The organism is Longimonas haloalkaliphila, from assembly GCF_055379825.1.
In genome coordinates this window covers 3,413,738-3,434,823 of record NZ_AP043948.1, presented here as the reverse complement: position 1 = coordinate 3,434,823, position 21,086 = coordinate 3,413,738, and the positions used below count along the sequence as shown (strand labels likewise).

The 21,086-nt window shown below is 56.6% G+C and carries 18 protein-coding genes; 12 read left to right on the top strand and 6 right to left on the bottom strand.

What is annotated here, in order from left to right; genetic code table 11:
- Positions 1-79 precede the first annotated feature (79 nt).
- The 10 genes from ACZ48V_RS13420 to ACZ48V_RS13375 all read left to right on the top strand — a co-directional run bounded on the left by ACZ48V_RS13420 (position 80) and on the right by ACZ48V_RS13375 (position 11,442).
- Positions 80-1,024: a glycosyltransferase family 4 protein gene (locus ACZ48V_RS13420; RefSeq protein WP_464539905.1), complete on the top strand. Its 945-nt coding sequence runs from the start codon at positions 80-82 to the stop codon at positions 1,022-1,024.
- The gene (locus ACZ48V_RS13415; RefSeq protein ID WP_464539904.1) at positions 1,021-2,139 is read left to right on the top strand and encodes a glycosyltransferase family protein; all 1,119 of its coding nucleotides are present in this window, start codon (positions 1,021-1,023) and stop codon (positions 2,137-2,139) included. The genes ACZ48V_RS13420 and ACZ48V_RS13415 overlap by 4 nt, the downstream gene beginning before the upstream one ends.
- Positions 2,129-3,028 (top strand): sulfotransferase family protein, encoded by a 900-nt coding sequence (locus tag ACZ48V_RS13410; protein WP_464539903.1) that lies wholly within the window; start codon positions 2,129-2,131, stop codon positions 3,026-3,028. The genes ACZ48V_RS13415 and ACZ48V_RS13410 overlap by 11 nt, the downstream gene beginning before the upstream one ends.
- A gap of 5 nt (positions 3,029-3,033) precedes the next feature.
- Positions 3,034-4,026, top strand: a complete 993-nt coding sequence (locus tag ACZ48V_RS13405) for a glycosyltransferase family 4 protein (RefSeq protein ID WP_464539901.1) — start codon at positions 3,034-3,036, stop codon at positions 4,024-4,026.
- Positions 4,027-4,453: 427 nt separating this feature from the next.
- A complete protein-coding gene (locus ACZ48V_RS13400; protein ID WP_464543137.1) occupies positions 4,454-4,813 on the top strand; it encodes an endonuclease domain-containing protein in 360 nt (119 codons plus the stop codon).
- A 674-nt stretch (positions 4,814-5,487) separates the two neighbouring features.
- The gene (locus tag ACZ48V_RS13395) at positions 5,488-6,786 is read left to right on the top strand and encodes a hypothetical protein (RefSeq protein WP_464539900.1); all 1,299 of its coding nucleotides are present in this window, start codon (positions 5,488-5,490) and stop codon (positions 6,784-6,786) included.
- Positions 6,787-7,986, top strand: a complete 1,200-nt coding sequence (locus ACZ48V_RS13390) for a glycosyltransferase family 4 protein (protein ID WP_464539898.1) — start codon at positions 6,787-6,789, stop codon at positions 7,984-7,986.
- 1,169 nt (positions 7,987-9,155) lie between these two features.
- Positions 9,156-10,286: a glycosyltransferase gene (locus ACZ48V_RS13385; RefSeq protein WP_464539897.1), complete on the top strand. Its 1,131-nt coding sequence runs from the start codon at positions 9,156-9,158 to the stop codon at positions 10,284-10,286.
- 468 nt (positions 10,287-10,754) lie between these two features.
- Positions 10,755-11,009, top strand: coding sequence for a hypothetical protein (locus ACZ48V_RS13380; RefSeq protein ID WP_464539895.1), 255 nt, complete (start codon positions 10,755-10,757; stop codon positions 11,007-11,009).
- Between the two features lie 58 nt (positions 11,010-11,067).
- Complete coding sequence (locus ACZ48V_RS13375; protein WP_464539894.1) at positions 11,068-11,442, top strand: hypothetical protein; 375 nt, start codon at positions 11,068-11,070, stop codon at positions 11,440-11,442.
- 563 nt (positions 11,443-12,005) lie between these two features.
- On the opposite strand, the gene ACZ48V_RS13370 is transcribed toward ACZ48V_RS13375, so the two are convergent.
- Positions 12,006-13,121 carry a glycosyltransferase family 4 protein gene (locus ACZ48V_RS13370; protein WP_464539892.1) on the bottom strand — a complete coding sequence of 372 codons (1,116 nt, stop codon included), beginning with the start codon at positions 13,119-13,121 and terminating at the stop codon, positions 12,006-12,008.
- A 234-nt stretch (positions 13,122-13,355) separates the two neighbouring features.
- Between ACZ48V_RS13370 and ACZ48V_RS13365 the strand changes: the two genes are divergently transcribed.
- Together ACZ48V_RS13365 and ACZ48V_RS13360 are read left to right on the top strand one after the other, a co-directional pair.
- Positions 13,356-14,114 (top strand): hypothetical protein, encoded by a 759-nt coding sequence (locus ACZ48V_RS13365; protein ID WP_464539891.1) that lies wholly within the window; start codon positions 13,356-13,358, stop codon positions 14,112-14,114.
- 5 nt (positions 14,115-14,119) lie between these two features.
- A complete protein-coding gene (locus ACZ48V_RS13360; RefSeq protein ID WP_464539889.1) occupies positions 14,120-14,752 on the top strand; it encodes an acyltransferase in 633 nt (210 codons plus the stop codon).
- 656 nt (positions 14,753-15,408) lie between these two features.
- Here ACZ48V_RS13360 and ACZ48V_RS13355 read toward each other — a convergent pair.
- From ACZ48V_RS13355 to ACZ48V_RS13335, 5 genes are all read right to left on the bottom strand, one after another.
- On the bottom strand, positions 15,409-15,765 hold the full coding sequence (locus ACZ48V_RS13355) for a type II toxin-antitoxin system PemK/MazF family toxin (RefSeq protein ID WP_464539888.1): 357 nt from the start codon (positions 15,763-15,765) through the stop codon (positions 15,409-15,411).
- Positions 15,738-15,968: a hypothetical protein gene (locus ACZ48V_RS13350; protein WP_464539886.1), complete on the bottom strand. Its 231-nt coding sequence runs from the start codon at positions 15,966-15,968 to the stop codon at positions 15,738-15,740. Before ACZ48V_RS13350 ends, ACZ48V_RS13355 begins: the two co-directional genes overlap by 28 nt.
- A gap of 278 nt (positions 15,969-16,246) precedes the next feature.
- Positions 16,247-16,480, bottom strand: a complete 234-nt coding sequence (locus ACZ48V_RS13345; RefSeq protein WP_464539885.1) for a hypothetical protein — start codon at positions 16,478-16,480, stop codon at positions 16,247-16,249.
- Between the two features lie 1,273 nt (positions 16,481-17,753).
- A complete protein-coding gene (locus tag ACZ48V_RS13340; protein ID WP_464539883.1) occupies positions 17,754-18,065 on the bottom strand; it encodes a GIY-YIG nuclease family protein in 312 nt (103 codons plus the stop codon).
- An 899-nt stretch (positions 18,066-18,964) separates the two neighbouring features.
- Positions 18,965-20,665 carry a hypothetical protein gene (locus tag ACZ48V_RS13335; RefSeq protein ID WP_464539882.1) on the bottom strand — a complete coding sequence of 567 codons (1,701 nt, stop codon included), beginning with the start codon at positions 20,663-20,665 and terminating at the stop codon, positions 18,965-18,967.
- Positions 20,666-21,086: the final 421 nt, after the last annotated feature.

Here is a 21,086-nt window from a genome sequence, read left to right as displayed (position 1 = left end):
ACATACGATCGACGCTTATGGACCAGAGCAGTGGTTATGGAACGACGTAAAACGAGCGCGTCGGTATTTGTATCCGCTCATGATTGCCGTTCATGGCATGCAGTGGGTGAGGTGCCGCAACTACGATCTTGTTGAACTGTGGGGCGCGGAGTGTTGGTTGCTGGCACTACTCCTTCGGAAAGTGTACCCTGAAATCCCAATTGTCCATCACTCAAATGGAATCGAGCAGCACCGAGTCGAAGTGCAACGAAAGTCTCCCACATCTGATATTCAGAACGTGAGATGGTTTCAGTGGGATCTTTCGCATTTGCATGATTGGGGCCTAAAAGCCACTGATGCGATTGTCACAGTGAGTTCCTATGACCTTCCCTTTCTACAGGAACGCAGCTACGTTGGACAAGAAAACTGCCACGCAATTCCCAATCCGCTTCCTGATCTGTTCTTGGATCGAGATGTGCAATTCACGCGCGATCGTCGTATCGGGTACTGTGGCTCGTGGATGGCTCGAAAGGGAACAGCCATGATGAAGAAGGACATTGCTTCGTTCTTACGAAGTTACCCGGACTGGACGTTCAGCGTTGTCGGCGTGGGAAACGAAGATATTGCCGTGCAATTCCCGACAGATGTACGAGACCAGATGGAGGTCATCCCATTCTTGGAACGCAAGAAGCTGACGGCATGGTACGAGGGCTTGGCCATATTCGTGCTACCGTCAATCTATGAGAGTTTCGGGCTTGTGATGGCTGAGGCAATGGCCTGCGGAGCCGCATTAGTTGCAACAAACGTAGGATTTGCGCATGGGCTCAACCATGAAAAAGAAGCGATCATCTTACCTGAAAAGACATCGCCGCATCTGCGCGATGCACTGAGCCGTCTGGCCTCCGATGAAGCCTTGCGCTGCCGCCTCGCCCGAAACGGATATGAAAGCGTGCAATCGCTTCGGTGGGATGATGCGGTAGACCAACTGGAGTCCATATACAAAAACATCGTTGCTAAAAAGAAAACGGCTACGTCTTCGCTTTGAAAACCCGCCTCATCCACATCACCCCCGAACTCCCTCCGACCGTAGGCGGGATCGCTGACTACACCGGAATCCTATCGCAGCGGCTGGTGGAAGTCTCGGATGGGGCCGTAGAGCCGGTGCTGGTCCGGGCAGGAAAAGCGTCTGGCACACCGCCCGAGGTGGACTTTCGGTGCGTGGACCATGGGGGCTCGTACTCGGCTGAGGCCTTAAGCGCAACCATACAGCAGCTTACCAACGAAGCCAGTGGGCCTGCCGTAGTTCTGCTTGAATACTCCGGCTACGGCTACGCCCCACGGGGTGCCCCGCTCTGGCTGCTGCATGCATTACAGCAAGCCTGTGGTGAGAACGGTGTACCGTTGATTACGATGTTTCATGAACTGTACGCCACCGGTCCGCCCTGGACCAGCGCGTTCTGGCTGTCACCCGTACAGCGATATGTAGCTGCCCAACTGGCGCAGTTGAGCGATGCCGTTGTCACAAATCGAGCGAAGTCTGCGACCTGGCTTCGTAATTATATGTCTTCAGAAACGCTCGTTCGCATACAGCCGGTGTTCTCGAACGTGGGAGAGCCCGAGCACATGCCCTCCTGGGAGGACCGTCAACCGTATGCGGTGGTGTTTGGAGGGCAAGGGATGAAAACGCGTTTTTACAATGCCCTACAGCCTTCGCACCTGCATGAGATTCGCAACCTGGGAATCCGACAGATCGTTGATGTAGGTTCACCGGGGGCCGCACCAGCAGCAATCTACGGGACACCCATTGAAGAGCGTGGCATTCAGCCCGCCGAATCGATCAGCGAATTGCTGTCTGAGGCATGGGCTGGGCTACTGTACTATCCTGTCGATTACCTGACCAAATCGGGGATTTGGAGCGGATACGTGGCGCACGGCGTACCCACACTTGTTTTTTCAGACCAGCGTTCAACCGCGGTATTAGAAAATGGTGAGCATCTCATTCGGATAAAGTGTGGTTCGACTTCTGTGTCCGAAATACTACTTCGGCATGTAGGACAGAGGGCCTGGAGGTGGTACCAAACTCACGCCTGCTCGTGGAAAGCTGCGAACACAATCTATGAGCTTATTCATACAGTCACTTTTCGTAATCATGGCAGCTAAAGTTAACGTGCTCCCAGAAAAAATTAGACCTGGTCTTACTTGGAGGCGTTTGAAAAGTGGACTCAAGAAACCTTTGACTGTAACTCGCAACCTCGCTTTCTGGTGGCGGGACTCAATCTCAGAAGAGCGGCATATCTTTGTGGTTGGCCCTCCTCGAAGCGGCACTACACTTATTAAAAACGTCTTGCGAGCACATTCTGCCGTTTGTAGCATTGATGATGAGACTTTTTTCTTTTTCCGACGAAACTATATTGCTTTCCGCCATCCAGAAGTCGAGGATGAAAAGATGCAATCGCTTATTAAAAGAGCCCGTACTTCTGTAGAACTCTTCGACAGCTTCGCGGAGTATATCAAACAGAAGCGAGGAAGCTCTATCTTTTTAGAAAAGACACCAGAACATGCACTCCACATTGCGTATCTGCTCGAACATTTTCCTAAGTCAAAAATCGTGTTTGTTGTACGAGACCCCCGTGATGGATTCCGTTCTGCAAAGCAAAATCCAGCATACTGGAACAGTTTACCGAAGGGAGATCCTCTTCGTGCTTATGCAGAGACGTGGAGACAGAGCATAAGGAGAGGACAAGAACACAAGGATTCTGACCGTCTTCATTTTACAAACTACGAGAGATTCTGCACGAATCCAGAAAAAGAGCTCCGGTCTTGTAACAGCTTCTTAGGAATAGAGAGCGAGAAAGACAGGCAGTTAGATCCAAAGACATACAGCAAAACCAAAGTTAAAAACCAAAAAGGACATACGCGACTTTCAGAGCCAATCTCAACAAAGACGATAGGAAAGTGGCGAGATGAGTTGTCTGAGAAAGAAGTCGCGCGGGTTGAGGGCATTGCCCTTAATGAAATGATCGCCTTCGGTTATGAACCAGCCTGCTAATGACTATGCACATCCTCCTCGAAAGCCGTCCCTTCTACCCCTCCGTCGGCGGTATGGAAACTGTCGCGCACCAACTGGCTGAAGCATGGCAAAGCCAGATGCATACTGTGAAGGTAATTACACAGACACCGTTGGACAATGCTGAGCCGCTGGTCACGCTTGATGTAGTGCGGCAGCCCTCGCTGGCTACATGGTGGCAACTTCTGCAGGAAGCTGACATTTTCGTGCAGAGCGGCATCTCTCTCAAGTCGCTCCCACTTGGACTGCTTTCAGGGACGCCTGTTGCCTTTATCCACCACAACATGCTGCCGATCGGTAGCGACACGGTAGGCATACGCAATCAACTGAAGCGCTGGGCTGCGCACCTGGGTCCGAACATTGCCGTAAGCAGTGCCGTGGCGCAGGACCTGCCGTCTGGTTGTACCACCGTTATCCACAACCCCTTCGAGCCGTACTTCAGATCTACTGAAGCCCCCGGCGACCCGCATCACCTGCTGTTTGTGGGGCGTCTGGTCTCTGTCAAAGGGGCCGATGTGGCGCTATACGCGCTCTCTCAACTGGATGCATCATACACGTTGACAATCTGCGGTGACGGGCCTGAGCGGAGCGAACTGGAGCAACTGGCGATGACACTTGGCATTGGCGATCGAGTGACGTTTGAGGGATGGGTTGATCATGACGAATTGCGCTTACACGCCCGGCGTGCCAGTATCCAGCTCGTACCGTCTCGTTACGAGCCCTTCGGGATTGTTGCCCTCGAAGCCATCGCCGCCGGGTGTGCAGTCGTAGCCTCCGACACCGGCGGCCTTTCCGAAGCCGTTGGTCCCTGTGGCATTCTGGTTCCGCCCGATAATCCTGCGGCGCTGGCCGAAAGTATCGAGCGCGCCGCATCCACCCGCAAGGACCTGTTAGCGTCTCGCGATGAGCACCTGGCCCGTTTTGATATTGATGTGATTGCTGAGCAGTATCTGGAGGTCTTTCGGCGGGTGATGGGGTAGGTGGAGTTGATGTTTTCAGGTGGTGGGATTCGGGCTTGCACTGGAGGATAACTTGCAACCGGTAGTTGTATGCCCCTCATCCTGTCCTTCTCCCCTCGGGAGAAGGGACTTGGTGGTGTGGGTTTTTCGGCTTCTTGCGCTCTCTTGCGGGGAGTTGCTGGGCAGGCAAAAAGAGCAAAACATTTCAACTGAAGTCTCCCTCTCCCGTGGGGAGAGGGAACAAGGGTGAGGGGGTTCAGACTTTCGTCAAAGCATGGCTTACGACCGGCAGGAATATGCCCCTAATCTTGTCCTTTTCACCGAGGGAGAAGAGTCTTGATAGTGAGGGGTTTGAGACCTTCGAACAAGACAGCGACCTCTTGTAGGATCATGCTGCACGTTTGCCATGAAAGTGCTGTTGAGGTGGCACAGACTACAGACCGAAACGATGGCCATGAATGGGAAAAATAAAAAAGCACGCAAACGACGGCGGAACTTGCGCAAACAGCAAACCGGAGCCGAGAAGAAGCTGTGGGCCGCACTGCGAAATCGGCAGGTGGACGGGCGCAAGTTTCGGCGGCAACACTCTATTGGGCCGTTCATCGTTGACTTCTACTGCCACCAGGAGCGGCTCATTATTGAAGTTGATGGAGCGGTTCACGATGATCCCTATCGTGCGACGTATGATTCCGAGCGGCAACAGATGTTGGAGGCCGGGGGCTACCGTGTGCTGCGGTTTACGAATGCAATGGTGCGAGATCACTATGATGAAGTGGTTGCGCGTATTGGGGAGGCGTTTGTTGGGTAGTCGATGCCCATTGTGATGAAGATTCCAGCCTGCAAGAACGCAGAGGCTCTGCTTGAAAGACGTATTCCCCTCATCCTGTCCTTCTCCCCTAAGGAGAAGGGACTTGGTGGTGTGGGTTTTCGGCTTCTTGCGCTCTCTTGCGGGGAGTTGCTGGATAAGAAACGGAAAACAAAACCTTACAAACAAAGTCCTCCTCTCCCTGGGGGAGAGGAGACAGAGGTGAGGGGGTTCAGACTTTCGTCAAAGCATGGCTTACGGCAGGAATATGCCCCTCATCCTGTCCTTCTCCCCAGGGGAGAAGGGACTTTATGGTGTGGGTTTTTTTGGGCTTCTTGTGCTCTCTTTCGGGGATTTGCTGGGCAGGGAAAAAGAGCAAAACCTTTCAACCAAAGTTCTCCTCTCCCCCGGGGAGAGGAGTTAGAGGTGAGGGGATTCCAGGCTGCAAGAGGGCAACACTTTTGAGATGTGCCCCTCATCCTGTCTTCTGATCACGGCCCTAAAGTTTCACGAGCGGATCAACCCGACGCTCAAGGAATACACGCGACAGCACAGGGCACAACATGCTCTGTGTGCTACCAGTTCAGCAAATAATACTTATGCCTCAAGCACGTACATATCGGCCCGATACGGCACTGCATCGAAAAAGAACCGCACCAACTCCTGGGTGGGTGTGGATGCTCGGTTTGTTTGCGGTGCTTATTGTTTTGCAGGGAGCCCTGCGAAAGTGGTTTTTTCCAGGGCTGTCGACCCCGCTATATCTGGCTAAAGATGTTGCATTGGTGGGTGCCCTGATTCTGTTTGGGATGCAGCAAAGATTTCGCCTACCCCGTTCGATCCGTAATACACTCCTTCCGGCGCTCTGGGGGGGATTTGCATTTGTGGTACTCTTGCAGATCTTCAACCCTAACTTTCCCTCGCTGGCTGGTAGCGCAATGGGAGCACGCGCGTACATCATGTACACACCGCTGCTTATTCTCATGCCAATGCTGCTGGAACGCATAAAGCGTCCCGAGCACTGGATGCTCGGGATTGGGCTTGGCGTAATCGTACCCGTACTGATACTGGGCATCTATCAGTATAACCAGCCCATCGATGCCTGGATCAACCAGTATGTCTCCGATGAGCAACAACTGGCTTCCGTTGCAGGACGTCCCCGCATTGCAGGCACGTTCAGCTATATTGGAGGAATGGCCACGTTCCTTTCGTTTAGTCTCATGCTAAGCGGAGCAATGCTTCTGGCCGGTCTGCGGTACAGTCACCGGCTCTATACCTATCTGGGAGCCGGATTATTGGCGCTCTCGCTGATTGTTGCTCCAATGAACGGATCCCGTGGCGTTGTTTTAGGGGTGCTGGTTCCGCTCCCCCTTGTTTTCTATGCCATATTCAAAGGAAACCGGGGACTCTCTGTTGTGGCAATACTTTCAGTTCTCGCTCTGGTGGGAACGCTCGTGATTTCAGAAAGTCCATGGGCAAGCCAGGGGTGGGATGCGCTTCAAGAGCGTATGGCCACGGCCAGCGACCGGGATACGAGAGTCCAGACTATTCTAATGGATCCTATTCAGAAGTTGGAAATTGGCGGTATTCTGGGATACGGAGCCGGAGCGACTCACCAGGCAGCAGGTGCTCTGGCACCAGGCGGACGCGTTAACGTGGGGGTTCATTACGAAGGGGAACTGGGACGTGTAATTATTGAGCTTGGATTCGTCGCTGCATTCTTTTTCGTTCTGTTGAAAGCCTATCTGGCCTGGATCGCCTGGCAGGCGATGATCCGCGCTGCAACTCCGTGGGAAACGCTTCTGGGTATCCTCGTATTCAGTTGGTTGTTTTTGAGTGTAGGATCAGGCATGATTGTGTTTCATCACATCAGCGGTTCGATCTATTGGCTTTGTGCCGGAATCGCTGTATGGCTGTGGAGCCGACAAGAGGTGCGTCTGAAAGTACGTCGTTCTATGCAACAGGCGTCCACCTCGTAGATGGCTTCGCGCATCCTGATTACCCATCCCAACCGGCAGCACTCACACCAGTTGGCGCTGGCGCTCCATGATCGGCAGCGCCTGGCCGGGTACTGGACGGGCGTGCCTGCCCGCCCACTCACCACGCAGGCGCTCCTGCGTCCGCTGGCACGTCGACTCGAAAAACACGCGCTTTTGCCGCTTCCTGAGCACCGGGTGCGACACAACATTGTGTCGCCTGTGCTGCGCCGCGTCGTGCAGACGTTGCTCCCGCATGCCTGGGCGGTGCGGGGTGTGCATCAGAGCATGGCCTGGTTCGACCGCTGGTGCGCGTCCCGCCTTGACACAGTAGAAGCCGACGCCGTTATCTGCTACGAAAACGCGGCGCTGCACACGTTTCGGGCTGCGCACGAACGGGGCATGACCACCATTCTGGATGCGGCGAGCTTTCACCATGCGTGGCAAGACCGCCACTTCAACTACCCGGAGTCCGATGCCGCTCATGCGCGCATCACAGCCCACAAAGGCAAGGAAATCGCTGAAGCCGATCATGTGCTCACGGTCTCGGAGCTGGCGCGGCAGAGTTACATTGAAGGCGGGGTGTCCCCCGAGCAGGTGACGGCAATTCCGGTGGGGTGTGATTTGTCACGGTTCGCGCAGGCAGAGGAGTCACAAGGTATAGCTCCCGAAACGCCCTTCACGTTTATCTTTGCCGGACATGCCGGGCGACGCAAGGGGATCGACACGCTCATTGATGCATCGGCCCAGCTTGACCGGCAGGGCGTTTCGCATCGTGTGTGGGTGGCGGGCGGTGAAGACCCGGGGATCCCGTGGGAGGATGCGCCATCGCTCTCACGACTCGGACGGCTGTCGCAAGAGCACCTGGCCGAGCGGTTTCGTCACGCGGATGCGCTGGTCCTCCCTTCGCGCCACGACTCGTTCGGGATGGTCGTGGTTGAGGCACTGGCCACGGGGTGTCCTGTGCTTTTGAGTGAGCAAACGGGAGCGAAACAGGCGATAACCCCTGGCGAATCGGGCTGGGTACTACCCGCCGAAGACACGGCAGCCTGGGTTGAGCAGATGGCCTGGTGTGTGGCACACCCTGAGCAGGTGCACAACATGGCTTCTGAAGCGCACGCCGCCGCACAGCACTACACATGGGACCGCTACCGCAGCCGGGTGGCGTCGTTTTTGGAGGGGTATCTGGAGGATGGTGGGTGAGGAGACAGAGGTGTGGGAATTCGAGTTTTCGGGAGGATGGAGCCTATATGAGAGATGTACACCCCTCATCCTGTCCTTCTCTCCCGACAGCTGTCGGGAGAAGGGACTTTATAGTGTGAGGTTTTCGGCTTCTGGTGCTCTCTTGCGAGGAGTTACTGGACGAGGAAAAGAAGAACAGAATCTCCCAAGCTGAGTCTCCCTCTCCCCGGGGGAGAGGGAACAAGGGTGAGGGGATTCGGCCTGCAAGAAGAGCAGGAGCTGCGAACGAGTAGGAGCGTGCCTCTCATCCTGACTGCCACAGACCCGTTCTTCCACAGTTGTAGGGGGAGGAAACAGAGGTATGGGAATTCGGAATTGCAAGAGCGCAGAGGCTTGCTACGGAAGATGTACACCTCTCATCCTGTCCTTCTCTCCTCGTACGTGTTTAGCGACGTGCCGTCCAGGGGACGTGCAGTGCCATTCGCCCCACAGATTGCCGGGGACGCAAGCGGTCCCCGGCTATGGGTTTCCTTAGCCCGGGATCAGGAGCGAAGCGGATATCCCGGGCGATCATTGAGGCCCGCTAAACAGATACCTCCCCGGGGGAGAGGGAATAAGGGTGAGGGGATTCAGACTTGCAAGGAGGCAGGAGCTACGAGTGGTAGAAATATACCCCTCATCCTGTCCTTCTCCCCTGGGGAGAAGGGACTTGGTGGTGTTGGGTTTTCGGCTTCTCGCACTCTCTTGCGAGGAGTTACTGGATGAGGAAAAGAAGAGCAGAACCTTTCAACTGAAGTCTCCCTCTCCCGGGCTAGTCTATGCACACAACCTGGAATAGCTGTGGGCGTCGAATATAGGCTGGTGTTCATTTTTGCCTTGATGCAAAAACGAACCAAAAAGATCAAGGCTGGAAGAACTGGGCCTGACTGCGCCCTCCAGTCCGCTACAATTGATCAAACTCACTCGCAGGCTCGTTCAAACAGGATCAATTGTCGGGCGCGTCCCTCTGGGCTTCGTCCGGGCGGCCCACTTCTTCGAGGCCGGAAGGGCTTCATACCGCGGGGAGAGGGAACAAGGGTGAGGGGAATCAGGCGATCAAGAAAAGCACGACCCATAACGCCAAAGACGCACACCAACGACATCGCATTCCACCTATCATACCTCCAATTCCCGTGACTATTCTCCACGTCATGCCAAACGTATCGCGTGCGTTTGGCGGACCCACCGAATCGCTTATCGGATATGCCCGCGCAGCAGCCACACAGGACCTCACGGTTGAGGTAGCCGCGCCAGCGGTGGCGGCCAAGGATCGAGATTGGCTGCAGGAGGCCCTGCCCGATACAACACGGGTGCACGCGTTTGCCTCCGTCGGGCGTCATGCCTGGGTGGTTGCGCCGGGACTGTGGGCATGGCTGGTCCGCCATGCATGCCGCTATGATGTGATTCATGTGCATGGGCTATTTAACCCGGTGAGCAGCCTGTCCGCGCGCATCGCGGTCGCCTCCACCACTCCAACGGTGATGCGTCCGTTTGGCACGCTTTCGCGCTACACGTTCTCGCGGCGGTCTACGCTCAAGCAGCTCTACTTTCGGCTACTGGATCGTCCGGCGCTGCAACGGGCCGATGCCATACACTTTACGACCGAGGCCGAACGCGAGGAGGCGAGCCGGTTCGATCTGGCGCTGGAGGGGCGCTCCCACATCGTACCCCCGCCGTGGCGCGGTGATGTAGTCCGCTCGGGCGCGGATACAACCACGCATCCCACGGTGCTATTCATGTCGCGGCTGCACCCGAAGAAGAACGTGAAGGGACTGCTGGAGGCGTGGGCGCAGGTCGTTGCTTCGCATCCTGATGCAGAACTCATTGTGGCCGGATCTGGGGCCGAAGCATATGTCCAGTCGCTCCACGAGACGGTAGCGGCATTGGATCTGCACGACAACGTGTCCTTCGCGGGATTTGTGACGGGGACCGAGAAGCAGCGTCTGTTGGCCTCCAGCTGGGCATTTGCGCTGCCTTCGCACCAGGAAAACTTCGGCGTGGCGGTGCTGGAGGCGGTGGCAGCGGGCCTCCCTGTGGTGATTTCTGATGCGGTGCAGTTGCGTGCGTTTGTGGAGGCCCATGACCTTGGTCTCATCACCGACCGGACGCCCGACACCATTGCGGAAGCGCTGCAAGAGGTGCTGGCGCGTCCGGATTGGCGGGCCATCTGTGCCACCCGCGGCCCTGAGGCGGTGGCGGAGACGTTTAGCCTGGAGGTGGTGGGGCAGCGGTTGGTAGAGATGTACCGGGCGGTGCAGGGGCGAGTAGAGCTACGGGAGTGAGTGATATACCCCTCATCCTGTCCTTCTCCCCTGGGGAGAAGGGACTTGGTGGTGTTGGGTTTTTGCTTCTCCTGCTTTTGTGTGGTGTATCGTTGGTGAGGGAGGCGCGTCATTCAAGAAGTGTATGGTACAGACCACTCCACCCCGCCCTTCGCCTTCAAAAAACCTGTCATGGTGAGCGAAGGCCGACGGAGGAGGGCCATGTGGCCGCCGAATGGCATTCGGTGGAACCATCTCCTCGGCGTTCAGCAGGCGCTGCCCGATCGAGCGGCCCTGCTCATTTGGGAGGGGGTTTAAGCGAGTCGCAATGATGTAGACCACTTAGCATCTTACCGCTACCAAAGATTCTTTTGTGGGTCCACTTAGCTCAGCGGGAACCGGAAGAGGGGGGCTTGTTTTTGGTACACACGGTAGCCGCTCATGCTAACGCCAGTACATATATCGCCTGTACCAACCTTTGCACGCCCCATGGATATTGAAGCGCTCAGTGACGAAGAATTTGCCCGGCGGGGAAATGCGCTGTTTGCGAGAAACGTCCGGCCCCATGTAAACATGGAGAACGATGCACACTTGTTTGTGGCGATAGATATTGAGACGGGAGCGTATGCGGTTGATTCGGACGCGATGGAGGCTACACGCCAGCTTGTGGAGCAATGTCCCAATGCCCGCGGACGTATCTGGTATCGCCGTGTCGGCTCCGAAAGCACGTACCGGATAGGTTAGTATTGGCGTCTGACATCACATCAAATATCAAAACCAAGGAGTCACCTCTTACAAAGACATGGCTATAGTCGGGCGGGTTAACCGTCACAAAGAAATCATAGTGCATTTCAGCATTGTGTCAGATGAAGCAGAGCACAGCGTGGAAGCTCTTCTGGACACAGGATTTAATGGTTTCGTTGCTTTGCCCGATGACGTTGTGTCGGAGCATAATCTTTTGTTGCTCGGGCGAGAAAAGGTGATACTGGCAGATGGGTCATCTCGCATCGTACGGAAATATGAAGCAAGGATCCGATTTGCTGGAAAGACGAGACGCGTAGAAGTCATTGGGGCTGGCGAGTCGCTGGTCGGTATGAGTATGCTCTGGATGCACGAAGTCCATATCTCGTGTGTGCTTGACGGTGATGTTAATCTCGTCCGGCTCCAGTTGGAGTAGCCCCTTGTTCTTCGCGCTCACGCTAAAAACACATGAGTAGAGGTTGAAATGGCGAATGGGGAGAAGCCATCTCCCGGCATGCTGGTGTGAGAAAGGAAGGAAAGACCGCCCAAGCAGAGTCTCCCTCTCTTCCGACAGCTGTCGGAAAGAGGGAACAAGGGTGAGGGGGTTCATTCATGCGGGCAGGCGGAGCCTACATGAATGATGTACGCCCCTCATCCTGCTTGCCCTGGACACCGATCCAGGGTCCTTCTCTCCCGACAGATGTCGGGAAGAAGGGACCCTTTGGTGATACGTCTTCACTTCCTGTGCTTTCTTACAGGCAACAGTGGGCCAGGAGGAAAAGGGAAAATCTTCAAATCGAGTCCTCCTCTCCCGCGGGGAGAGGAGACAGAGGTGAGGGGAATTGGACCTTCAAGAAGAGCAAGAGCCACAGGTGGAAAGAATCCCCCCTCATCCTGCGTGTCTTGGGTTCTTGCATTCCCGGCGCGATCTCGAATCCACCCCTCAGTCGCTGCGCGCCAGCTCCCCTCTCCAGGGGAGCGGATTTAGGGCGTCTTCCCTCACGCAACCGATGTCTCCTGTGCCTCCGCAAACAGCGTATCCCAAAGTGTGTGCACGCGGCGCTGGTAGGCGGAGGGGCCGAAGTGGGCACGCACAGCCTCCTGATCGACAGACGGTGGATCCTGAAGTATCTTCTGAATAGCGTCGTGCAGCGCATCGTGATCGGTCGGGTCCACAAGTGCGCCAAAGCGTCCGTGCTGGAGTGCTTCTGCTGTGCCGTCGGCAGTGCTTCCGATGACGGGAATGCCGCACGCCAGCGCTTCGAGCACCACAAGCCCGAATCCTTCCCCCTGACTGGGCATGACGTACGCATCCGCCAGACGAAAGTGGTCGGCTTTTTCGGATTCGGAGACGTATCCGGCAAACACCACATGGTCGCGGATGCCAAGCTGTTTGGCTTTGGATAGGAGGCGGTTGCGGTCGGGTCCCTTGCCGGCAATCAGGTAAGTGAGCGAAGGATGTGCATCCAGGAGGGCGGGCAGCACGTCAAGCACCTGGTCAAACCCCTTCGCCCGCTCGCGCCCAACTAACCGGCCCATGGTCATAATCACAGGGCCGTCGAGCCCATATCGGGTGATAAGGTTCGGGCATTTGGGACCCGGTGAGAGTCCAGAGAAGTCAATCGTATTGGGCACCACATGCCCGCGCTCAGAGGCTACGCCACTCCACGTAGTAAACCGCTCTTTCGTAACCTCGGCCACGCTGATGAAGTGATCAATGAGAGGCACCATCCAGTTCACGAGTCGCCGATGACTGGGTGTCCAGGCGTCTACGCCGTGAATGTGGAGCACGACCGGCGCTCCGGTTACTGCTTTTGCGGCGAGGGCGGGGGGCACGAGATGCAGATGCCCGCACCAGATCGCATCGAAGGCACGGTCGCGCATCAGTAAGCGCGTCAGGGCCCGGAGGTAGGCCCCGGTTCCGCCCAAACCATCGGTACAGCGGGTCAATGTCCGGGGAAGGGGGTGGGTGATAGGCTCCGGCTGGAGCAGCGGGAGGGCCACAATTTCATGTACTGAAGGATACGCAGACAGGGCATGCAAGAAGTGCCGGTTTGCGGTAGCGATGCCGCCGTATCCGCCAAACGCATCGGTATAGAGAGCAAGGACGCGCATAGATGAGAGGTAAGTGCACAGATATACGGATCCGTGCTACGAAGTTGAGAAGATGTGTGTTCGATGCGGGGGGTGCTGCGCATCAACGACGATACGTGCGGGCACAAAACGCCGACTGCTCAGCAGAACGGATGCACGGGATGAATATTCCTGCCGCGAATCCCTATGGGCTACAATCAGTTACGAGGCAGGGAGTCATTTGTCACGTATTGTTATCACACATCGTTGCATCGCATGAATCAGTCTCTGGCCCGCTGGCTGCGCGTGTGGCGCTTTCGGCTCAAGACATTTTTAGGGACGCGTCCAGCGCTGTACTTTGCCGTGTATCGTTTCCGGTCGGGGCACGATCGGCTCTTGGTGGATGCGGAGACGGATCTCTGTATAGAGGGGTTTCCGCGCTCGGCCAACAGTTTCACTGTAAGCGCAATCACGGCTGCGCAACCTGAGCCGATCAATACGGCGGACCATACGCATGTGGCAGCGAATGCAATGCGGGCCTGCGAGTTGGGCGTGCCGACGCTGGTGCTCATTCGTGATCCCAAAGACGCGGTTATCTCGCTCACAGCGCTGGGATACCAGACGCGGGGCACCTCGTCTGAGGCTGCTGTCGGGGCACCGCCAATCCCCTTTGCGCTACAGGTTGAGGCGTGGATCGCGTTCTATGAAGCGTTAGAGGCATATCGGGGGCAGTACGTGATGGCTCCGTTTGAGGCGGTGATTCAGGATGTGGGCCCTGTTGTGCGTCGCATCAACGCCCGGTTTGGAACGGATTTCGTGCCGTTTGAGCACACCGATGAGAACGTCGCGGCGTTGCACGAGCAACGCGGCTATCACGCCGGGCCGAGCGAGCAGCGTGCGGCCATTAAGAACGCCGTGCGTGCATCTTTTGATGAGGCCCTCGACACGCAGTCCGTGCTCCGTGCGCGGCTCTTAGTGGCAGAACGTCTCCACCAGCGCTGGCTTGATCGATCTTCATTGCATCTCTCTTCCTGACGCGTATGAACGCTCCTTCGCCTGCACAGAAAGTCCGTGATATGCCCTGGCTCTTGGGGCTGGAGATGCGACGGCGTCTCCTCTACCCGCTGGTGCGGATGCAGTTTGCATGGCAGGGTATCACATGGAAGCCCGGCTGGCGCATCTTCGGACGTCCCATCATTCAGAAACATCGAGGTAGCCGGATTGAAGCGGGTCCGGGACTGGTGTTGCGCTCGTGGGCCCGGTCGAATCCACTGGCGCCTGTCCACCCTGTCGTGCTCGCCACGCGGAGCGCCGATGCTGAGATCGTGATGGGCGAGGAATGTGGCTTTACGGGTGCGACGATTGTGGCCGCCTCTCGCATCACGATGGGTGATCGCGTGCAGGTGGGTGGGAACGCGCAGGTAGTGGATACCGACTTTCACCCGCTCACGCCGGAAGGGCGGGCTGCCGACTTCAACGCCGGGTCCACGCGACCCATTGTCATCGAGGATGATGTCTTCATTGGCATGAACGCGCTGGTCTTGAAGGGGGTGACGCTTGGTGCGGGATGTGTTGTGGGGGGCGGAAGCGTTGTCTCACGCGATGTGCCCCCTCGCACCATCGTAGCCGGGAACCCGGCAAAGGTCGTCCGTGAGCTGCGGGAGGGGGAGTGAGCGAGGTTGGAGGTTGAGAAGGGGGCAGTGGCTTTGCACAGGGGAGGTATTCCCCTCATCCTGTCCTTCTCCCTTGGGGAGAAGGGACTTGATCGTGTTGGGTTTGTGGCTTCCCGCAGTTTCTTGCGAGGAGTTACTGGACGGGAAAAGAAGAAAAAAGCCCACCAGTAGAGTTTCCCTCTCCCCGCGGGGAAGGGAACAAGGGTGAGGGGGGAGAGCCTGCGGAAGAACAAGCGCTTGGGGGTAGAGAATGGGGTGAGCGATTTACAGCATTATCTCGAACTAGGAAACCCATAGTCGGAGACTGCTTTCGTGTCCGGCGGTCTGTGGGCATCCACCCCTCAGTCGCTAGCGCGAGAGCTCCTCTCTCCAGGGGAGCGGTTGGGGGACTGCTCCTTTACCTCACACTTCAACGTCATCCTGACCCACGACGACCGTCGGGGGAAGGATCTCATCGCCGTCCTTTCATGTGTGGCATCGGCCTTTGGGTGTGAAATCTGGATCCTGGATCAAGTTCAGCCAGCCCTGGACGCCGATTGGGAAGGCGGTGCAGTGAAAGGAAACGAAAAGGTTTCAGTAGAGGAACAACGTAGGCGCTACGGTCCGAATTTGGCTTCAGCCCTTCGTCGGCTATCAGCGCCTTGTTATGGACTGGCTTATTCGCTTTCTGATTGCATCTCACCCGCACGCAACAACCTGACAACTTCCGATACGATCTTACTACGCACCTCCTCGCTCAACAGGCCGGCTTGACCCTCAAACAAATCAGTGTTCGCCGTGAATAGCTTTCCCGGTCGCGCGTAGCTCACCCTCTGCAGACTTCCCTCTCGAAAATTCTCTTCCGTCAATTCGACGGCATTTGGATCCGCATACGGGTTGCTGGTGACCTGGCAGAGCACGTAATCGCCCCGGCTCACGCTTGCCAGCACGACGGCCGGGCGGAGCTTCGAGCGAGACAGGTCCGAAAACGGGAACGAGATGAGAACTACTGCTCCGGCTGAAGGTGCTTCCATGCCTCGTCCTCTTCTTTTTGATTCCAGTCCTCGGCGAGTGTGTCTTCGCTGAGCAGAGCCGTTTCACTCACGTCGCGCGTGTCGGCTCCGGGCTCATCCTCCAACACGGTGATAAGCACGCGCTGTGAGGCATGAAGTGTAAGCGGCTCCAGAAGGCGAATGTGTCCGTGCTCATCAACCACCGCTTCGACTGTTTTCGGCATTGCTTTCTTAAGCGCTGTTCGATTGAATACTCAATGGTCTAACCTATTTAGAGTCGACTCGGTTCGCTGTACATAACTGGTGGATGACTGCACTGGGAGGGTCCCGTAGCCAGGTGCCTTGTGTCGACCACTGTTGGCACCGTTTGCATCTCCGTCGGTCTGTGCGCATCCCCCCTCAGCCGCTGAAGCGACAGCCCCCCTCTCCAGGGGAGTGACTGATACCACGCCTTGCCGTTTGTTTTCCCCTTTCCCAATTGCTGTTGGAAGAGAAAAGTGATCTACCCCAGTAAATAATTCGGTAGCGAAAGAATCGTGGGTATAGCCGCAGCAGCCCCGTAGATGCGATTTGTGAGTGTGCGCTTGATTCGCTCCTCTGACGCGGTGAGATCAGAAGTGGTAACGCTCCGGTCTTCTGATTGCGCAATGAGCTCCACAATGCCTTCCGCCTGCTTATCATCCACCCCAAACTCTTCCACGAGACGGCGTTTTGACTTTAGCGTGTCGATCGGCATGGCTTGGCACAAGCATGTTTGGAATTCATGATGGGTAGATAACGCTGAAATGAACACGCAGTTCGGTACGGGTCGTTCTGGCAGGTACACGAGATGTCATTGCGAGGAACGCTAACAACGACGCGTTGTGGCTGCAGTGAACGAGTACTTCTGGGTGCAATCTGGTGCCGTTACGATCAAACGGCGGCATGAGATCGCCGGATCAGTCGCAGGCTCCCTCCTCGCGATGACAAGACGTATATATTTTTTATGGTCGTATCTTTCCTCAGCCGTTGGCGCGACCGCTCCCCTCTCCAGGGTACGTGTTTAGTGTATACTCAAGAGATTCTTTTGGCTTGTAGCACAAGGTGCCATGTCCAACTTCGATGGGCACGTTCATTTTTGCCTTGATGCAAAAACGAACCAAAAAGATCAAGGCTGGAAGAACTGGGCCTGACTGCGCCCTTTGGTCCGCTAAAATTGATCAAACTCACTCGCAGGCTCGCTTAAACAGGATCAATTTTCGGGCGCGTCCCTCCGGTCTTCGTCCGGGCGGCCCACTTCTTCGAGGCCGAACGGGCTTCATACACGGGTCCATACCGCGGAGAGGGCCACGGGGAGGCGTGAAGCCTGTAACCTAAACCACTCCAACCGTCTGGTTGACCTTGCTTTAGCGACTTCCCAGCCCAGAGAGCGAGAGTTGCTGATGGCAATTAGGACCAAAGATCGCACCATAGCCCGGGATCAGGGGCGAAGCGTATATCCAGGGCGATCGTTGAAGTCCGCTAAACAGATACCTCCAGGGAAGCGAATGGGGGCTCCTTCCTGTCACTACAACGTCATCCTGACGCCGAGGCGGAAGGATCTCGGCGCTGTTCTCGCACGTTGGCATCGCCTTCAGGTACGGGCACGCCTTGCCTGTCCCAGACTTGATCCGGGATCTGGATGACTAAATTGCGAGTTTGTTCGTGGAGAAAGTCTTACTTTCCCACCGTGGATCTCTGAATATCAAGTCGCCCTGGCCCCGCCTGCCCGGACTCCGCCTGTACTGAACTTGATTCAGTAATACGGGGACTCGGGGCTTTCCCATAGCCGTATGAGCAGCCGCCTCCAACGCGATTAATCGCCTGTCGTTGAGCGATAATCTCAGGAAAACCGCTGTTTGAATACAGAGTGGGCCTACCACAACTTCAGAGGTCAAGATCCCGGCTCTGCGGCGCGGGGCGCCTTGTCCGGGATGACTTGATTGTGGGCTTGTTAGTGAGGGAAATCTTCCTTTCTTACCGTACGCCTATCACGACCATGGTACAGGATCTGCGCAGATGTCGTCGTACAGGTCACGCCAGGTTGGATTCAGCGAAGTGACCAACTCCAGTTTCCACGCTCGATGCCATCGTTTGACCTGCTTCTCACGGGTGATTGCCTCTTGGATATCAGCGTGGGCCTCCACGTACACAAGGCGGCGTAGTCGGTATTTCTGCACAAAGCGCGCCCCGTCCCCCTGACGGTGTTGGGTGACCCGTCGGACCAGATTGCTGGTCACGCCGACGTAGAGTGTGCCTTCTTTCCGATTGGTCATGATGTAAACGTATCCACGGCGTGCCATGTACCTGGGAGCATCTTTGTTTCTTGTCGCTGTTGTACTTGGAATGCGGGGTCCACTGTAAGTCACACTGGGATTATCACAACTTCAAAGCATCAGATCCTGGCTTTGCGCGCCTTGCCTGTCCCGGACTTGATCCGGGATCTGGATGACTTGGTTCAGGGTTTATTCTATGATCCGAAAATATAGCCTGCTTATACGACAAACCCATCATCATAAGTCGCCCCGGGCTTGACCCGGGGTCTCCCCATATCCGTAGGTGCAGCAAGCTTCAACTCGGGTACACGCTCATCGTTGAGCGATAATCTCAGGAAAACCGCTGTTTTAATACAGAGCGGGCCTACCACAACTTCAGAGGGCAAGATCCCGGCTCTGCGGCGCTGGGGCGCCTTGTCCGGGATGACTTGTATTGTGGGTTTGTTAGTGAATGTATGTTTGTTTGTAGAGGAAGTCCTACTTTCCTAACGTGAGTCTTTCAATAGCAAGTTACTTCGGATCTCCGCGCGGTTTGGGATGACTAATGCGTGGGTTTTTCCTCTGGAGTGCAAACTATTTCTCTTACATCGCCACTCTTCCAGCGTAAGTCGCCCCGGGCTTGACCCGGGGTCTCCCCATATCCGTAGGTGCAACAAGCTTCAACCCGGGTACACGCTCATCGTTGAGCGATAATCTCAGGAAAACCGCTGTTTTAATACAGAGCGGGCCTACCACAACTTCAGAGGGCAAGATCCCGGCTCTGCGGCGCTGGGGCGCCTTGTCCGGGATGACTTGTATTGTGGGTTTGTTAGTGAATGTATGTTTGTTTGTAGAGGAAGTCCTACTTTCCTAACGTGAGTCTTTCAATAGCAAGTTACTTCGGATCTCCGCGCGGTTTGGGATAACGAATGTAGGTGCTCAATTCCCTAAAACCGCCGCGGCTGGAACGGCATGCCCCATCGGATACCCAGCGCAGGTGCAACGAACAAATCAATGCCCTGCTCTGCGTCGTCGATGCGAAGCAAACGAAGCTGCGCATCCAAAAAGAGTGTAGGCAACAACTCGTAGCCTACGTGCACATCCAACCCGTCTTCCACCTGACGAATGCCCTCCAGCATACGCACCCGGTCGCTGAAGCGCGTATCGGTAGAGCGGCGGAGATCCGCGCCTACGTTTTGGTCGTCGGTGCCGCGTCCGCGCCAAGTGCGGTGGTACCAGAGCCCGGCCCGCCACCGGTGCTGCGGACGGTAGTCCAGTCGAGCCGACACGTCGTAGCTATTGGGACCGGCGCTGTGTCCGATACCATCGCCCCAGTGAGAAAAGCGGTCGAAGGTAAAGCGTCCGGCATAGAAGAAGGGGCGGATGCGGCTGCCTTCCACGCGCATCGACCAGGCGGAGGCGCGGCCCGGTGCCAGGTGAATGCCAACGAGTCCGGCCCACTGGTTCTTCCAGTGATCGGTGCCCAGATGCTGAAGCGACCAGTCGTTCAGCGCCAGCTGGGTGTATGCAGAGAGTCCATCAGTGGGACGCCATTGTGCATCGAATCCGGTAATCACATTATGCGGGCCGCTTGCTGCTGCCTCCACCGTGCGCACCAGCATAATCGGATTCAGGTAGGTTGCCTGAACGGCTTTCGGCGGAGCATTGGGGGATGAGCGCCGGTCGAAGACAGTAGCCTCGAAGAGGCCGAGCGTGAGGCGCTCGCTTACGTTGTACGCCAGCCGGTGGAAGGCGGCATAGCGGCGGGGCTGGACCGCATCCCCCACACCACGCTGACTTGGAATACGAGTAGCATCAATGAAGCGCGCAAACATGGTTGTGTATGCGAAGGCTCCGTACGTCGCCTGAATCTGCAGTTGCTCGTAGGGCGATGCATAATTAGAGAGGATCAGACTGTTCATTCCGTGGCCCCAGTGCCGGTCGGTGCGTCCAAACTGGATATCAACCGGATCGGCGTCGAATCCGACAATGCCTGTTGCATCAAAATAGTCATAGATCGTTGCCTGTGGACTTTGGAGCACGAACCCGATGCGAGGGGCTGAGCCCTTACGTCCGCCATTGTTGATCTCGAATGCATTCCGCAGGTCTTGTTGTTGGTTTTCGGTGACACGGGTGTCGAAGTAAACGCGTCCGAGGTGCCCCGCCGCACGTACGCCGCGGGTGTTACGCCAAGCGAGGTCGGCGGCGCGCGGGTCGCTGCCGGTGTGGCTGATGGGGCCGACGTATCCGTAGTAGATGGGGTCGAAGGTGACGCGGTAGCCATCGCCGTCGGCGTGAACGAGATTCTGTCCGTTTGGGTAGAGCGCGCTCCACCGCCGGTTTAGCCACTGCGCGCCGGGCGCGGGTTCTTCATGGCGGAGCCGGTCGATCGTGCGTTGTTTAGCAGCAGAGACCGGGCCCTGCGCCGCCAGCGAATCCAGCAGCGCCTGGGCATGCTCGGCGCGGAGCGGGCGGTGAAAGGAGGCGGCCCCGGGTAGCGCGCCGCGCGTCTGGTACCGGTCGATGAGAAGATGCAGGTCGCTATTGATGAACGGCAGTCCGCTCTGCTGGGCCGTGGCCACAGACGCGTTCATCCAGAAGAGGCATCCAACGAGAGCGACGAGTCCGCAGCGGAGGAGGGCAGGCATGGGCGGGGTGAGTACGGCTGGATACGAGACGGCTGGTGGTGTACGCAAGGTACGGCTCGCATCCGTTAAAATACAGGGCACGGGGATTGGGTGCGATCCGGCGGGGTAGGCGGAGAGCGATGCACCTGGGATGGTCGCCAGCCGGCAGTATGTGCTCGTGTTGACGGCTGTTGCCTTTCTGGGTATGGGGAGACCCCGGGTCAAGCCCGGGGTGACTTGATTTTGAAGGGAGCCGCTAAGAACCTGTTTTGATTTCTTACTTTGGGCTGCGAGCGGTTTCGCTGGGCTGCAAATTGTCCCCAATCTCGGCCCGTAACCCCGGCTACGAACCTCGATTGTGGTCCAATTTTCGCCTCACCGGCCCTCGCTCTCGCCTGCAAACCAAAACCCAAACAGGTTCTAAAATAGAATGCAAGGTCCG

Bases quoted from the DNA above. Each gene is read 5' to 3' on its own strand.
- ACZ48V_RS13420 (WP_464539905.1), top strand. From the start codon at position 80: ATGATTGCCGTTCATGGCATGCAGTGGGTGAGGTGCCGCAACTACGAT.
- ACZ48V_RS13410 (WP_464539903.1), top strand. From the start codon at position 2,129: ATGGCAGCTAAAGTTAACGTGCTCCCAGAAAAAATTAGACCTGGTCTT.
- ACZ48V_RS13405 (WP_464539901.1), top strand. From the start codon at position 3,034: ATGCACATCCTCCTCGAAAGCCGTCCCTTCTACCCCTCCGTCGGCGGT.
- ACZ48V_RS13400 (WP_464543137.1), top strand. From the start codon at position 4,454: ATGGCCATGAATGGGAAAAATAAAAAAGCACGCAAACGACGGCGGAAC.
- ACZ48V_RS13395 (WP_464539900.1), top strand. From the start codon at position 5,488: ATGCTCGGTTTGTTTGCGGTGCTTATTGTTTTGCAGGGAGCCCTGCGA.
- ACZ48V_RS13390 (WP_464539898.1), top strand. From the start codon at position 6,787: ATGGCTTCGCGCATCCTGATTACCCATCCCAACCGGCAGCACTCACAC.
- ACZ48V_RS13385 (WP_464539897.1), top strand. From the start codon at position 9,156: ATGCCAAACGTATCGCGTGCGTTTGGCGGACCCACCGAATCGCTTATC.
- ACZ48V_RS13380 (WP_464539895.1), top strand. From the start codon at position 10,755: ATGGATATTGAAGCGCTCAGTGACGAAGAATTTGCCCGGCGGGGAAAT.
- ACZ48V_RS13375 (WP_464539894.1), top strand. From the start codon at position 11,068: ATGGCTATAGTCGGGCGGGTTAACCGTCACAAAGAAATCATAGTGCAT.
- ACZ48V_RS13370 (WP_464539892.1), bottom strand. From the start codon at position 13,121: ATGCGCGTCCTTGCTCTCTATACCGATGCGTTTGGCGGATACGGCGGC.
- ACZ48V_RS13365 (WP_464539891.1), top strand. From the start codon at position 13,356: ATGAATCAGTCTCTGGCCCGCTGGCTGCGCGTGTGGCGCTTTCGGCTC.
- ACZ48V_RS13360 (WP_464539889.1), top strand. From the start codon at position 14,120: ATGAACGCTCCTTCGCCTGCACAGAAAGTCCGTGATATGCCCTGGCTC.
- ACZ48V_RS13355 (WP_464539888.1), bottom strand. From the start codon at position 15,765: ATGGAAGCACCTTCAGCCGGAGCAGTAGTTCTCATCTCGTTCCCGTTT.
- ACZ48V_RS13350 (WP_464539886.1), bottom strand. From the start codon at position 15,968: ATGCCGAAAACAGTCGAAGCGGTGGTTGATGAGCACGGACACATTCGC.
- ACZ48V_RS13345 (WP_464539885.1), bottom strand. From the start codon at position 16,480: ATGCCGATCGACACGCTAAAGTCAAAACGCCGTCTCGTGGAAGAGTTT.
- ACZ48V_RS13340 (WP_464539883.1), bottom strand. From the start codon at position 18,065: ATGGCACGCCGTGGATACGTTTACATCATGACCAATCGGAAAGAAGGC.
- ACZ48V_RS13335 (WP_464539882.1), bottom strand. From the start codon at position 20,665: ATGCCTGCCCTCCTCCGCTGCGGACTCGTCGCTCTCGTTGGATGCCTC.